This is a genomic window from Laceyella putida (assembly GCF_042665195.1).
Taxonomy (GTDB): Bacteria; Bacillota; Bacilli; order Thermoactinomycetales; family Thermoactinomycetaceae; genus Laceyella; species Laceyella putida.
Genome location: NZ_JBHTBW010000013.1, coordinates 42,204 through 56,894, shown reverse-complemented (window position 1 = coordinate 56,894; position 14,691 = coordinate 42,204). Strand labels below are relative to the sequence as shown.

General features: G+C 50.2%; 13 protein-coding genes and 1 pseudogene. 2 read left to right on the top strand and 12 right to left on the bottom strand.

Annotation, left to right across the window (positions count from 1 at the left end):
- From tnpA to ACFQNG_RS05080, 3 genes are all read right to left on the bottom strand, one after another.
- The coding region (gene tnpA / locus ACFQNG_RS05090) for an IS200/IS605 family transposase (protein WP_379863806.1) at positions 1 to 322 on the bottom strand (322 nt) is incomplete at its 3' end.
- A gap of 987 nt (positions 323 to 1,309) precedes the next feature.
- Positions 1,310 to 2,752 carry a phospholipase D-like domain-containing protein gene (locus tag ACFQNG_RS05085; protein WP_379863805.1) on the bottom strand — a complete coding sequence of 481 codons (1,443 nt, stop codon included), beginning with the start codon at positions 2,750 to 2,752 and terminating at the stop codon, positions 1,310 to 1,312.
- Positions 2,643 to 3,089, bottom strand: coding sequence for a MerR family transcriptional regulator (locus ACFQNG_RS05080; RefSeq protein WP_379863804.1), 447 nt, complete (start codon positions 3,087 to 3,089; stop codon positions 2,643 to 2,645). Before ACFQNG_RS05080 ends, ACFQNG_RS05085 begins: the two co-directional genes overlap by 110 nt.
- Positions 3,090 to 3,367: 278 nt before the next feature.
- Here ACFQNG_RS05080 and uvrA point away from each other — a divergent pair.
- Positions 3,368 to 3,637, top strand: a pseudogene (uvrA, locus tag ACFQNG_RS05075) (ABC-ATPase UvrA); the annotation flags it as partial.
- 369 nt (positions 3,638 to 4,006) lie between these two features.
- On the opposite strand, the gene ACFQNG_RS05070 reads toward uvrA, so the two are convergent.
- Positions 4,007 to 4,711 carry a methyltransferase family protein gene (locus tag ACFQNG_RS05070; protein ID WP_379863803.1) on the bottom strand — a complete coding sequence of 235 codons (705 nt, stop codon included), beginning with the start codon at positions 4,709 to 4,711 and terminating at the stop codon, positions 4,007 to 4,009.
- A gap of 549 nt (positions 4,712 to 5,260) precedes the next feature.
- Between ACFQNG_RS05070 and ACFQNG_RS05065 the strand changes: the two genes are divergently transcribed.
- Positions 5,261 to 5,617, top strand: a complete 357-nt coding sequence (locus tag ACFQNG_RS05065; protein ID WP_379863802.1) for a YunG family protein — start codon at positions 5,261 to 5,263, stop codon at positions 5,615 to 5,617.
- Positions 5,618 to 5,828: 211 nt separating this feature from the next.
- On the opposite strand, the gene ACFQNG_RS05060 is transcribed toward ACFQNG_RS05065, so the two are convergent.
- The 8 genes from ACFQNG_RS05060 to ACFQNG_RS05025 all read right to left on the bottom strand — a co-directional run bounded on the left by ACFQNG_RS05060 (position 5,829) and on the right by ACFQNG_RS05025 (position 14,668).
- Complete coding sequence (locus ACFQNG_RS05060) at positions 5,829 to 7,592, bottom strand: fatty acyl-AMP ligase (protein ID WP_379863801.1); 1,764 nt, start codon at positions 7,590 to 7,592, stop codon at positions 5,829 to 5,831.
- On the bottom strand, positions 7,589 to 7,807 hold the full coding sequence (locus ACFQNG_RS05055; RefSeq protein ID WP_379863800.1) for a hypothetical protein: 219 nt from the start codon (positions 7,805 to 7,807) through the stop codon (positions 7,589 to 7,591). Before ACFQNG_RS05055 ends, ACFQNG_RS05060 begins: the two co-directional genes overlap by 4 nt.
- Complete coding sequence (gene fabZ / locus ACFQNG_RS05050; protein ID WP_379863799.1) at positions 7,794 to 8,210, bottom strand: 3-hydroxyacyl-ACP dehydratase FabZ; 417 nt, start codon at positions 8,208 to 8,210, stop codon at positions 7,794 to 7,796. The genes ACFQNG_RS05055 and fabZ overlap by 14 nt, the downstream gene beginning before the upstream one ends.
- Complete coding sequence (locus ACFQNG_RS05045) at positions 8,210 to 9,223, bottom strand: beta-ketoacyl synthase N-terminal-like domain-containing protein (RefSeq protein WP_379863798.1); 1,014 nt, start codon at positions 9,221 to 9,223, stop codon at positions 8,210 to 8,212. Before ACFQNG_RS05045 ends, fabZ begins: the two co-directional genes overlap by 1 nt.
- A gap of 3 nt (positions 9,224 to 9,226) precedes the next feature.
- Positions 9,227 to 10,447, bottom strand: a complete 1,221-nt coding sequence (locus ACFQNG_RS05040) for a beta-ketoacyl-[acyl-carrier-protein] synthase family protein (RefSeq protein WP_379863797.1) — start codon at positions 10,445 to 10,447, stop codon at positions 9,227 to 9,229.
- A 12-nt stretch (positions 10,448 to 10,459) separates the two neighbouring features.
- Complete coding sequence (locus ACFQNG_RS05035) at positions 10,460 to 10,717, bottom strand: acyl carrier protein (RefSeq protein WP_379863796.1); 258 nt, start codon at positions 10,715 to 10,717, stop codon at positions 10,460 to 10,462.
- A 170-nt stretch (positions 10,718 to 10,887) separates the two neighbouring features.
- Positions 10,888 to 11,628, bottom strand: a complete 741-nt coding sequence (gene fabG, locus ACFQNG_RS05030) for a 3-oxoacyl-[acyl-carrier-protein] reductase (RefSeq protein WP_379863795.1) — start codon at positions 11,626 to 11,628, stop codon at positions 10,888 to 10,890.
- 301 nt (positions 11,629 to 11,929) lie between these two features.
- Positions 11,930 to 14,668 (bottom strand): winged helix-turn-helix domain-containing protein, encoded by a 2,739-nt coding sequence (locus ACFQNG_RS05025; protein ID WP_379863794.1) that lies wholly within the window; start codon positions 14,666 to 14,668, stop codon positions 11,930 to 11,932.
- Positions 14,669 to 14,691: the final 23 nt, after the last annotated feature.

The window sequence follows — 14,691 nt, the reverse complement described above, 5'->3', positions numbered from 1 at the left end:
AAGAACGTGTCCAAAGACTTACCAGATGGGACAAGTGCTTAAATTCTTGTCTCAGTCTTCTTGAAGTCACTCCTTTCACTTTTGCCATGATATCAGATGGTGAATGAGTGGGAAGACAGTTCAAGAACAAATGACAATGATCAGGCATGACTTCCATAGCGACAATCACCCATTCATTCTCTTCACAAATTTCGGTCACCCGTTCCTTGAATCGCTCTTCTACTTCATTCACCAGTACTTTTCTTCGATAGCGCGGACAGAAAACAAAATGATAATTGATTAAAGAGACTGTTGTTCTTGTTCTTCTGTCGTCTTGTTCCATATCCAGATCCTAACCGTTCGATCCGCAAACTGCAACATCAAAAGATAAAAAATAGTTGCTCTAAGCATCCCCTTTATGGGGATACCAAGCAACGCCGTCTTTCATCCCACGATTGAAACCGTGGGCTTTCAGCCAGCAAAAATCTGTAATTTTAACATCTTAAAATCAGAACAGCCTTTGGAGGAAAAAAACTTTATACTAATTAATGATCAGCTTAATAAAGGAGATGATTATTATTAAAGAAAAAAACAAAAAGGATTCGGCTGATAAACTTTTTGATTTCGGTGCTAACGTTACAATTGTGGCTATCAGTGTTACAGTAGTTTTGATTGTATTTGGCTTAGTATATGAGTTGATGAACTAGTTAAATTCAAGAACAAAGGTTAGAGCGATGTATTATTTGTTCTAACCTTTGTTCTTGAATTGAAGATAGTTATAGTTTATTACTTTTATCAAACGGTAGCCTGCTCCCATTTCTCAATACAAGGTGAATGCTTCAAAAAATTTTATAGTCGACCTCCTCTCTTTCCCAAAGATTGATTGTCATGTCACTCACCACTCAAATATTCCGCGGCCATATACTCCAATGCTTGCCACTTGTTTTTGTTACTGATCTCGCTGGATGATATCATTTTCTCAACTGCCCGATTTATTACTTCAGCCGTGGCGGATGGGATCATTGGTCTGTCATAACCAGCCGCTCCTGCGGTAATTCCCACTCAGAACACGGTATTTCCCTCTTCCGTTAGATGACAAAAAGGAACAGAGGTCACCCCCCATCCCTTTTCACATTCTCCACTAAGTTTTGGAACGTCTCATATTCTTCATGAACCTTGCATTCTTCTCCAACAGTTCACACTCATCAATGAAGATAACCTTTAACTTGAAAGGACCCGCGATCGCTCATTACAACGAGATTACGCCAAAGCCAAGGTGAATTGCCCGACATACTGTAAAAATGCAGTGAATCAACGGAGCATGTACGGGCTACAACAACGGAGAAAGCAGGCGAGCACCTTGCTCAATCATGCGCTGCGAAAGGGAGCGCCGTAGCATATCTTCGATTCGCAACGGTATGGAATCAGTGAGATCACGCTCAAATTGCTCCGTAAGTTCCCGCGCCACGTCGGCACTGTACAAGATTTCGCACACCTCGTAATCCAGGCGAAAACTTCTCATATCATAGTTTGCTGCACCTACTTCGGCAATCTCCCCATCGATGATCATCAACTTCGCGTGCAACACACCTTTGTCGTATTGGTAGATATGCACACCGGCTTCCAACAATTCTCCGTAGTAGGTGCGACTTGCAAGGCCCACGATTTTTGGAACGACGTGGCGGGGAACCAGTAATCTTACGCGCACACCACGTGCCACGGCTGTCTTTATCGCCATGATGATATCTGCATCGGGCACAAAGTAGGGGGTGGTGATGTCAATGGTCTTAGCCGCTTGTGTCAGGCAAATGAAGTAGGCCTCCCGAATGACTTGAGTAGGAATTCCAGGATTGCCCTCCAAGGTCTGCACGTACGCTTTCTGCAACGCCTTTGTGCTCGGGACGGTATCAATATCGCTACCATCCATGGTGCCCAACTCAGCGCCACATTCTGCCGATAATCCAGAAAGTGCGGATCTGCCGGGTGGAGTGATGTTCTGCGATATATGACTAGGACGTTGAATGGTTTTTCGCGTATCCTCAATTTTTTTGTTCGAGCGTGTCCTCATCTTCATCCGTTCTGGCGAAGCGATATTCCAATGGGCGTCAAAGACAGCCTGCAAATCGTCTGCAACTTCACCTGCGATTCGTAAATGAGTGTCGCGCCAGAACCCTACGTTCGGCTTCAATCCGGTATACTCATCCCCAACGTTGATGCCACCTGTAAAAGCTTCCTTTCCATCGATCACGACGATTTTACAATGATCCCGATAATTCCAATTGGACAATACCCAAGGAAAACGCACTGGAAAAAATGTACGGCATTCAATCCCTGCATCCATCATCCGAATGATCTGACGCCGCGGAAAGTTTCGGCTCCCCCAACCGTCTCTTAAAAAGCGGACCCGCACACCAGCCGTGGATCGTTCGATCAGCAGATCCGTGATGCGTCTACCAATTTGGTCATCCCGGTATATGAAATATTCCAGATTAATCGTTCTTTGTGCGTTCTGTAGCGATTCAATGAGCTTCTCGTATGTTTCCATACCGTTCATGAGCACCTGAACTCGGCCAGTCCGAAGGCCATGCACGGTCAAATGCCGTAAAGCATGAGCTATGACCGATGCTGAGCGGCTAAATGAATCGGGCAACGTGTCGGACTCGTTATGCGGAGAAGTCAGTCTTTCCCGACGCATGCGCATGGAATGGGAAGTGCTGAGATAGAGTGCGAAACCGATGACAGGCAAAACGAGACCGATGGTTAACCAATTCAAAGCCTTGGCCGGCCGGCGTACCTCGCGGATCGCTACGATTAACATAAAGAGTGAATTTATTAGGTACAGCCAAAGAATCCACACCAACTGAAATTCCTCCTTTGTTTCCTCTAATATGTGGAAACTGTGACGAACATATACGCTTGGAATTCCAATTGGTGCGCTCGAGAGCCGATCGTAATATACGGATCATCTGGATTTGCCGGATTTGAGTACGATTAAACTTCCGATAGCCGTTTACTTGGTCCCGAGGCAACGAAATCAGCCTTTCGTTTTCCCAATGCCGGATGGCCGAACTTGAAACACCTGTTAAGGTGGAAACCTCCCCAATCGCCATTTTCCTCCCAGTTCGAACTTGTCAAGTTCCTCGTTTTCCAAGATCCGAACGGCTTTCTCCGTCATCGTTTTATCTTGGTGGATACGCGCCCGCTACTTGTTAACGAGCCAGAGCGCGTCGTCCACCTCTTTCCTTTGCACTTTTCGCAAAACTTCCTTTGTGATATTCATGCCGAAACCAGGGAGCATGGCCCAAATGCATTCAAAATAAGCCATGTGTTCTTCGGTGTACATCCGATAGCCATTTGCTGCGCGCTCGGCAGGAGGAACAATTCCCCAACGCTGTCCGGAGGGGAGGCACAAAGGCTAAGGCTGGCGTCAATATTGGGCTCGGGACTGACCGGTGTGCTCTATATTTTGGACGAACCGACGGCTGGACTACATCCGAGAGATACAAAAGGATTAATTCGAATGTTGAACCAATTGCGAGATTTGGGGAACACTGTGCTGGTTATTGAACATGACGAAGAGGTGATGCGGGCGGCTGATCACATCATTGACATGGGGCCAGGAGCTGGCGGCTTTGGAGGAAATGTGGTTGGTCAAGGCGATTGGAGGATTTGCTGGGGTTCCTTCGGCCACGACGGTTCCCCCCTAATAACCGAAACGGCGAAGCTGCTCTGTGAAGTGGGACTTGGCTACTTGAAGTGGGGACAATCCGTCAATACGTTGTCTGGCGGCGAAGGAATAACCGACAACGGGGCTGCACACCAGGGATGTAAGGCAACTGCTCGTTACCCGGATCGAAGCGTCTTATACTGGCCGATTTCTGAAAGAGAAATTGGGAATCCGCTCTTGATGAAAAACCCCTGGCGCTTGGTAAAGAACCAGGGGTATTATATTTCACGATGCTCCGGTTATGCTGCTCATCTTGGGGGTCGCAGTGGCATCAAGGTGTGGCTTTTCGGGTAGGATAAATTACCAAACAAATGGGATCAGTCTATATTTCACCTTCTTCTTATAATCTTCGTAACCTTCCAATTCATTGACCAGCATTTTTTCTTCACCAATGATCCTGCCCACTAAAACCATAACAACAATTAAACCAATGATTAAGCCGTACATTGAACCCAGCAGCAGAGGCGCCCCGAGGATCATTAACAGACAGCCAAGATACAATGGATGTCTCACAAAGCCATAAACCCCTGTGGAAATTACATGATGTTTGCGATCAGTCTGTATTCTGACCAATGTTGAAAGAAATGTATTTTCAACAGTTGCTTGATAGATTAGATATAAAGCCGGTAATAATGCCAATCCTCCCAAAACCTTTAACCACACCGGAAAGAACGGTGACCATCCGAACCTTTTTGCATCTAATGGCATGATAATAAGCCAGACAATGGCCAGTAAATAAATTCCGGTTAGAAGATACTTATCCCACTGCTTTTGGTTGTCAGAGCCGGGCAATTTAGACCTCTCCGCCAGCAGCGCGGGATCGTACCGGTACAAATAAATCATATTTGATAGGACCATCGCATCAAACCATAGGCTGAAAATCCAGCCTTCCAGCCAAAGCCAATTCCCGGACGCAAACAGAATTACTGCGGGAAAGATTAAAATGGTAACGAGCGAACTGAAGATAAATCCGCCTACCGTCATTTTTTGGTTTTCCGTTGTCATAATGAAACCCTCCTTAATAAGCTAATCTTCCGGCACGCTCATCTGCCTCGTCACAATGACAAATTGCGTCGGTGGAAAACCATCGCCGCAAGGAGGAACAGCACCATCGCGGTAAAGCCCAAACCTACCGCCGTCCACAAGATGTCTTCTTCTCCACTTGCGAGACGTACCGGTTCATACAGGCAAAAACAGTGATTGCACCATTCCTCCCAATCCAATTAGGGAAGTAATTTGCCCCACAAGGTTTGACGGTAGATGATGAGAAGAAGTGAGATATATAGAAAGAAAAGGCAACACTAGCATGCCCATTCGATTGATCAAAGTCCCCCCACACAAAAACCAAAACGATGATGGAAGTGTGAGTAATGTCTGCTTCATCTGAGAACCAAAGTAAAATTTCATCTGAATCACTCCTTTCTCAATCTATAAACATTTGTATTAGAATAGTTACTGGTGATGTCTAGTTACCCCCAAAATGAAGTAGGTCGTGAACAATCGGACCAAAAAAAACAAACCGGCTGTCCCTTATGTTAAACGGAGGTATTGGACATGAAGCACTTAAATTTGACTTATGAAAGACTACTTGAGATTTTATTTGAGGTTTGGTCAGAGAAATCGAGTACAAAATATTCTCCAGATAATCCAGCACTTGGACAATGTGGTGTTACAGCATTGGTTGTGAATGATTTGTTAGGTGGTGAAATTTTGAAAACTCCATTATCAGAAGGCTGGCACTTTTATAACAGAATTAATGGTCAGGTATATGGTTTTACTGCTTCCCAGTTTAGAGAAGAAATTCAATATAAGAATATTCTTTCTAACAGAGATGAGGCCTTTGCTGACACAAATGAACAACAATACAATTACCTCAGACAGGCTGTTATTAACAGAGTGAACGAGTCTTAGTAAAGAAGAATCTGAATCGGCGTTGCGTCCTATTGGCCCAATATTCGTCTGTTCATTAGATGAGCTAAGCGGAGTGGAAACGGATGCACGGACGTTCTTAGGAAGAATGAACGACAAGGTAGCCTGTTTAAAGCAGGCTACCTTGTCGTTTCGTCCCTCCTCACCCTTACGGTTGGGCAGACCGCTTCACTACCAGACACCCCGAAATCCCTTATCCGTCCAAACGTTCAAGACTCCTGTCAAGATAGGCTTGTTTCATGGCGCGCCGCTGAATTTTTCCGCTGGACGTTTTCATCATTTTCCCTTGCGGAATTAAAACGAGGTCATACACCTGCAATTCATGGCATTCGGAGATGGATTGGCGAACTGAGCGCAACACTTCTTTTTTGCTCAGGGACAGCCTGCCAGGATGCACCGTTTCCGGTGGCTCGGTGTCCAAATGGTAATGGCGGTTCAATTCGGCCACGATAACCAAGCGCTCCTCCCCTTTTTCCAAAATGGAGAAAGCGGCCGAAGCATTCTGAATCAAAGCGGGATGGCTTTGTTCCGCCGTGAATTCCAAGTCTTGCGGATAGTGGTTTTTGCCGCGGATAATGATGACTTCTTTCAAACGGCCCGTAATGAACAGATGGCCGTTATGCACATACCCCAAATCCCCCGTCCGCAAAAACGGGCCTTCCCCCGTGTCCTTTATGCGCACGTGGAACGTCTCCTCCGTTGCGTCAGGACGGTTCCAATAGCCTTGGGCGACGATACTTCCGGCCACCCAGATTTCACCCACTTCCCCCTCACCACACATTTCCCACGTTTCCGGATGGACAATCCGCACCTGGGTATCGAACCAGGGATGACCACAACCGACAAAGGTCAGCGTTTCCTTGGTGGTTTCGTCAGCGGCCACCACTCGATCCTGTTTGAGCGCTTCCGCGTCAACAGTATGGAACCGCGGTGGATCCTCCACCCCGGCACCCGTCACCATCAAAGTGGTCTCAGCCAGTCCGAAGGTGGGATAAAACGATTCCGGTTTGAACCCGCAAGCGGAAAATTTCTCGATAAATCGGGCCACGGTGTGGTGCCGGACAGGTTCCGCGCCGCTGAAGGCGATCTTCCAATGGCTTAAATCCAGCGTTTTCATCTGTTCGTCCGAAATGCGGGCGACGCAAAGATCGTAAGCGAAGTTGGGAGCGCCACTGTACTCCGCGCGATAATCGGAAAGAGCTTTGAGCCAGTGGTACGGTTTTTGCAAAAATTCGACCGGTGCCATCACGATGCAAGTGGCACCTGTGTAGAGAGGTTGCAAGATCGTGCCGATCATGCCCATGTCATGATACATTGGCAACCAGGTGACGACCGTCCAAGAATCTTCACTTTGCGATCCCGTGTGCAACATATGAACATTGCTTACAAGATTGGTATGGTTTAGGACCACGCCTTTGGGGGAGCCGGCCGAACCGGATGTGTATTGCAAAAAGGCAGTCTCCGCTTGATCGATGGAAATCGGATCATACCGGTTTTCTTCCGTGCGGGTGATCTCGTCTGAGGCCAACCATTCCAAACCGTCCAATCCCCGAACGGAGGAAAGGCGCGTCTTCATCCCTTTAATGATTTTGGAAGTCGTCAACGCCACGTTGGCTTTGGCGTCCACCGCAATCGCTTGCAGACGGTCGACATGTTTGTTCGGCGGGTAAGCGGGAACCGCGATCACCCCGGCGTAAAGACAACCGAAAAACGTATAGATGAAGTCCAAGCCGGAGGGAAATACCAACAGGGCCCGCTCGCCCCGTGCCACTCCTTTTTTTTGCAAGAACGATGCCACGATCCGGGCTCGGGCATCCAATTCCCGGTATGTCAGGAAATGGCTTGTTTCCCCGTTGACCAAGTAAATAAAGGCTTTCTTGTCCCCATACTTTTCCGCTTGTTTTTGAAGCATCTCTACCATGTTGGAAAAGAGAGGAGATGGCTGATTCGTGCTCATCCTAACACATCCCGTTTTTTACTGGAATTTCGCATCCCGTGTGTGGCCAAATAGCCGATGACAAAGGGTATGCTCCTTGACGCTCCCGCTTCGCTTGGCCGCTCGGCCTTATTCCGTTCGAATGGAGCGAATACGGCCACATCGACCACTCCCCTCTCAAGGCGGCAATCAGCCGACCGGTTTGATTGATCGTTTGGCTTATCATTGAACTGCAAAGGAGAGTTCACCTTTGGCCACCACTTTCTCTTCCACTTCGGCTTCCGCTTTCACGATGGCGCCGATGGAGGAATCGCGGATGACGCTGATCGTAATTTTCAATTGATCGCCCGGCATGACGGGGTGAAGGAAACGGACTTTGGTGGAAGTCAGATAATACAAGCGCTCTTCCGTCGCTTCCGGTTCCGTGAAGAGGAGGATGGACGATTGCGCCATCGCCTCGATGATCAATACTCCCGGAAATACAGAGCGTTTGGGAAAATGGCCGAGAAAAACCCAATCATTTCCACTGATATTTTTGAGGCAAACAATCTCTTGGCGATATACACGGTGAAGCACTTTGTCCACCATCAAAAAGGGAATGTCCTGTGGCAGGGTTGATTTAATGGTTTGAAAATCCATTACGCATCTCTCTTTTCCACCAGAATCGAATGATATCGGCCAAACCAATCCACATTGGGAATCCAATGGAGCCCGTCCCCACCGGTCTCCAAGGCATACATCGCTTGAATCATGCCCGTGATGGTGTACAGTTCACCCAGAGAAGAATCCAGCCCCAGCAAGTTCGCGTCCGGGAACAGCCTGTTCAGCAAAGCTTTTTCCCCTTCCACGCGTCCGCCCAAGCAATCCATATTGGCGTGGACATGGGTGACTTCTTGCGCAGTAATGCCCGTTTCCCGCGACAACTGCTCCCACAATTCGAGATAACTCTCTTCCGATAGCGGCGATTTCGCCTGGTTCACATCAGGGTCAAACACCGAGGAAAGGCCACGGACGGTTCCCCAGATCCGCGCGCCCCGTTCCTTGGCATGTTCGTCCGATTCCAAGATGAGGACGCCGGCCCCTTCGGTCAAGACGGATTCCTCTCCCGCCTCAATGAGTCCATTTTCTTTAAACCAGGCGACATACTCATCCGACAAGGACTCGACCGCCCCTGTGATCACGACATCCACTTCGCCGCTTTCAATGGCGTGGACGGCGTATTCGATCGCGTCGAGCGATCCAGGCCGACCTGAAGACAATGTGGTGTTAAACCCCATCAATTTATGGAAAATCCCCAATCGGGCGGTTGGCGCATTGAGCAAAAGGTTTGGCCCTTCCATGGGGCTCACCGTATGGACCCCTTCCGTCAACGCCTGCCAATCGTAGCCGGCGGCATGGCGCATGCAGCACATGTTGGTGCCGACCACAACTCCGCCCCGTGCCGGTTCTACCGACTCCAATCCGGACGATTTCCATGCGAATACCGAAGCCGACAAGAGCATGCGGGTGGCAGGGGAGAGATATTGCAACCCCCGTTTACCAATGATGTCGCCATAATTGATTTGATCCGCGGCGACGATCGGAAAGCGGGTTTCCCATGGAACCGCTTTGCTGAGAACGGCTCCCGCTCCCGTTATGACAACCGGACTCATCTGTCACACCCCCGCTTCCGCTTGTTTCTTCAGAATGAGCGTGCTGATGTTGCCACCAAAAGCGAACGAATTGCTCAACACCGCATGAATTTCCATCTCGATGGCCTCGTTTGCCACCAACAAGGGGAAATCTGGGTCCATTTGCCGCAGATTGGCGTTGGGCGGAACCCTGCCGTAATGAATCGCCAACACAGACGCCACGGCTTCGATGGCGCTGGCCGCTCCCATCGTGTGGCCGATCATCGATTTGATGGAGCTGATCGGGATTTTCCGCGAACGCTCGCCAAAAATTTTGTGCACCGCTTTGGCCTCGATTTTGTCGTTGGCGGGCGTTCCGGTGCCATGCGCACTGATGTAGTCAATGTTCTCCGGGGTCAACCCGCTGTTTTCGAGCGCTTTTCGCATGGCCAATACGGCTCCGTCTCCTTCCGGATGCGGGGCCGTTACGTGGAACGCGTCGCAACTGTTGGCATAACCGGCAAACTCGGCGTAAATGGTCGCCCCCCGTTTCACCGCCAAGTCATACCTTTCCAACAGAAGCACACCCGCCCCTTCCGAGACCATCATCCCTTTGCGGTTTTGGTCAAACGGCTGGCAGATTTCCGGGGCAATGGCGTTCAAGCGGGCAAACATAGTGAAACAGGTCCGGGAAATGGCATCCGTTCCCCCGCAGATCATGTAATCCGATTTGCCGCGTTTAATCATATCCGCCGCATAACCGATTGCGTAATTGCCTGCCGCACAAGCGGTGGGAATCACCAGATTGGGCCCGCGAAAACCGAACTCCGCCCCGACGCAGGACGAGATGGTTTGCGCCGAATAGCGGCGGTATGGAACCGGATATGACGTGTCTCCGCTGAGGCGGCCGTCCACGTGCCTTTCCAGGGTTTGCTGGTTTCCCAGCGTGGTTCCGAAAATCACACCCACCCGTTTGCGCGGCAGGTCCTCCGGGTCGAGTCCGGCGTGTTCCAACGCCATGCGGGTCACGGCGATGGCAAATTGCGAAGTACGATCCAGCTCATGGGGATTCAGTTTTTTAATGAAAGGCTCTGGATCGAACCCTTTGACCTCGCCCCCGTTTTTCACCTCATAGGGGGCGGTGTCAAACGACCGGATCGGACCGGTGCCGATCGTTCCTTTAAACAGATGGTCGGTAAAGCTATTCACATCGTTGCCAATCGGCGTCAGGACGCCCAAGCCGGTTACCGCGATTCGTTCACGCATGTTCCTCCCCCCTCACAAACTGGCGGATTCTGTTTCTTTCATGCACTTTTCGGTGATGAGGGCTACATCGGCAAACGTTTGGAATTCCGCAAAATATTCATCCGGGATGGAAACGCCAAACTCTTTTTCAATCCGCGCAACGAGTTCCAACACCATCATGGAATCGACACCAAAATCTTCCACAAAACGGTCATGCTCTTCAAATTCGTCCACTTCGATCGTATTAGCCACCAGTTCTTTCAATTTCTCTTTCATTTCCACCGTCATCATCATCCATCCCTCCGAAATCATAATGGATTGCGGTTCGTACCCAAAAAATCTTTCCCATCAAATTCTCTTTGACGGGAGCGGCTAGGCTGTTGGCTTCGCTCGCGAATGCCGTCCGTGCGTGAACGCTCTCCTCTCGATCAACCGCGGGAAACGAAACCCGTCCCACCGGACTAAACGGTTAAACCGCCATCGAGAGTGATCACTTGACCCGTCATGTAGCGGGACTCGTCTCCCAACAAAAACCGAACCACCCCCGCCACATCCCGCACGGTGCCGATCCTGCCCATCGGAACCCGTTTCAGCAACTCTTCCCGTTTGGCTTCGGGAAGATTGGCAACCATTTCGGTGTCGATGTATCCGGGAGCAACGGCATTCACGGTGATCCCTTGTTTGGCCACTTCCAACGCCAGGCTTTTGGTGAACCCGATAATGCCCGCTTTGGAAGCGCAGTAGTTCGTTTGCCCCATAATCCCCACCAGGCCGGCAACGGAAGTGATGTTGACCACTCTTCCTTGCTTGCGCCGCAAGAAATGGGAAATCAAGTGGCGTGTCACGTGGTAAACGCCATATAAGTTCGTCTCGATGACATCGGCCCAGTTTTCGTCTTTCATCATGAACAGCAAGGCATCCCGGGTAATGCCCGCATTGTTGACCAACCCGTCCACCGGGCCTTCCCGATCCAGTATGGTGGCAATCGCTTCTTTGACGGCATCGGATCGGCGGACATCGCATGGGTAAGCGGAAACGTCTCCGCCTTGTTCATGGAGACCGGCGACCAACCGCTCCGCCAGCTCCTGGCTGCCCCGATACAAAAACGTGACTTTGATCCCACGGGAAGCAAGATCCTCGACAATCCCGCGCCCAATCCCACGAGCCCCGCCCGTGACCAACACATGTTGGGGGTCGCTCATCTCCGGGTTCCCCCTCTCGAAAACCATTATGAAAAACAAATGATTTATTTGTATGCGGCTAGTCTAACATGGATGAGCGCGGCAAACAGTAGCCAAAGGTAGTATCGGGGGGGAATACACCCCAGACGCAAAAGGAGAATGAACCCACCTTTCAAGAGATCTGCTTGTCGAGTCCGCGATGATGACCATAGGCCTATGGCCCGCCCAACTGCGATGCCAAATTACGCTTCGGGCAACAAAAAAGGGAGAGGCTCCTTTCCTGTTCTTGAAAGGAGCCTCTCCCAACGGGCTTTCATGGTCCCTATGAATTTAAAAAGTGCAGTTTCCTTGCGAATTTAATGGCTTCTGTCCGGTTTCTCACTTGCAATTTCCCGTAAATGTTATTGATATGTTTCTTGACGGTGCTGATCGAAATCACCAATTCATCGGCGATTTCCTGGTTCTTCAGTCCCTCCGACACCAATTGCAACACTTGTTTTTCCCGTTCGCTGAGCGGTTCGATCATCCAGTCCGGTTGAGCCTCGCCGCTTTTTTCTCTACAGTGCCGCACGGGACCGATTCCATGTCGCTTGTATAAAAGGAGCAGATGGGACAAATATTCGTTGCTCACCCCGTCAGGCAAGGAAAGACAACCTTTTTCGACTCCGTTGACATACTGCAACAACAGTTCGGCCATGGCCTGTCCCTCATCGATAAAGGCCCGGGCCGCTTGCATCCGGCTTCCCACCGCCAGTGCCTTTCCAAGCGAACCAAATGCCTTGTTCACCTGTCCAAACGCTTTGTGGGCCAACGCTTGCAATAAATAATAAGTCACCAGGCTCTTGCTGCACCCCGTTTCTTCGGCATCTTTGATCATCCGTTTCAACATGCGCATCGTCTTGTCCTCATTCCGTTGCCTGATCAGCACCCGAATCAACGTTTGGTACTCAAACTCGCTCTCCTTTAGCGAAAGGTCCATTAGGCCGGCGTCACACGACTTCGCCCAAACGAATGCTTTTGCCTCATTTTCCTGCAACAGGGCCAACGACGCTTGCACCGCCTTGATTTTGGAGGAATGCTGCGGAAAGACGACAGCATCCTTGATTAACTCCTCGGCTCGCTTCAGAAGCTCCTTGGCAACCACTCCCTTGTGTTTGGCAAAGATGGCCCGGGCTTTCCAAATGTATGTGTCAACGACTGCGGAGTGATTACCCCATTGTTTGCACAACTCAAACGCACGCGCAAAACTTCTCTCCGCGTCATCAAGCTGATCCCATTCATAATAAATTTTTCCCAAGGTCAAATAAAGGTAGCCGGAACCGGGCAGATCGCCCCGGGGCGTTTGGGCACGCTTTAATGCCTTGGTCAACCTTAACATGGCGTCTTCCAATTGTCCCCGGGCGATCTCCACTTCCCCCAGAATCCCGTCCGCCAACAGAGCCAAGTGAAAATCCGCAGTCCGTTCAGCCCCCCGTTTTGCTCTCATGCACCAAACCATCGCGTCATGCAATCGATGCAGCTTGCAATGTGCTTCCCCCAGGGCCAAACATACATGGGGATAGTATGCATGTTCGGGCGGCAAATCGGCCCACACTTTTTTCCCTTTCTTCAATGCGGATTCGTCCTGTTCCAACAAAAGTTCGATGACCGTGCGGAGCAAAGCGGTTTCTTCTTCGAACGCTTCGTCCCGCTTTTGTTCCCGGAAGTTCCCATGCCGTTCCAACTCATGCAGCCACTCAAACGCGTGCCGCACTTCCCCTTTCAAGATACGAACCCAAGCCAACAGGCATCCTAACTGTGGCCGTGTATGCAACAAGGCTATTGGCAATCGATGGAGCCAGCTCTCCACCAGGGAAACCCATCCTTCTTTCATCAACGCTCCGGCATGGCGCCCAATCATGTCGGCCGCTTCTTCATAATCCCGTGCAGCCAGCGCATGCTCCATCATTTTTTCAGTGCACCATTGGCTCTCATACCATCTCACCATCCGCCGGTGCAACTGATGCTCGCGGTCGGGGGATTCGCGACGGAGGCGAGTCCGCAAATACTCCGCAAACAACGGGTGGTACTGGTAATTTTTTTGCTCATCATCCGCCGGAAAGAGGAACAAGCCTTCTTTCACCCACATTTCCAACAATCCTTGACAATCCGGACGCCCCGTGAGCGCTTGGCACGTGTTTGCATTCAAGGGAGTTAAGATACTGGTGTTCAGCAAAACGGTTTGTTCCGATTCGTCCAGTTGGTTCCATACTTCATCCTCAAAATAGTGGGTGAGGTGGCGATTCAAATTCCAATCCGTCGCTTCGTTCCCCTTGGCCGCTTTGTCGCTGACCAGAAAGCGGATGCCGGTGATCCAGCCATCCGTTCGGCCAAGCAGTTCTCTCAACTGACAAGGAGAAAAACGACGCTTGGTCGCCTGTTGCAAAAACGAGGATGCCTCATTGATACGAAAGCGAAGATCGGCATGGTTGATTTCAAGTAATTGGTCTCTTGCCCGCAACCGGGCCAAAGGCAATGGCGGTTGCGTCCGGCTGGACAGAATCACGTGCATTCCAGGGGGTTGGTGTTCCAACAAGAAGGCCATCCCCTGATGGATGTCCCGGTTGTGGATCAGGTGATAATCATCCAGAATCAGGGTGAATTTGGGGCGCTGGGCGTCAATCGCGTTGAGAAGCAGAGTTAAAACCATTTCCTGTTCCCAATCGGGTTGTAGCAGCTTTTGCATCGCCGCCTCCCTTAACGGGTCTTCCAAGAAGGACATAGCGGCGATGAGATGCATCCAAAAGCGTGCTGGATTATTGTCGCTGACATCGAGTGACACCCAGGCCACCGACAGCTTGCTCCGGACTGCCCATTCCGAAACCAGGGCGGTTTTCCCGTACCCTGCGGGCGCAACCACGACGGTCAATTTTTTGCCTTCACTCTCTTGGCATCTCTCTATGAGCCGTTTCCGGGATACATACTCGGCTCTTGGGGAAAATGGGATCCAAAGTTTTGTTTTCAGGAGCAACTCACGCGGAAAATACCGTTCAACAGAAACGTTTCCGTAATTTCCTTTCATTCGGAGTCCTCCCCACCTTCAGA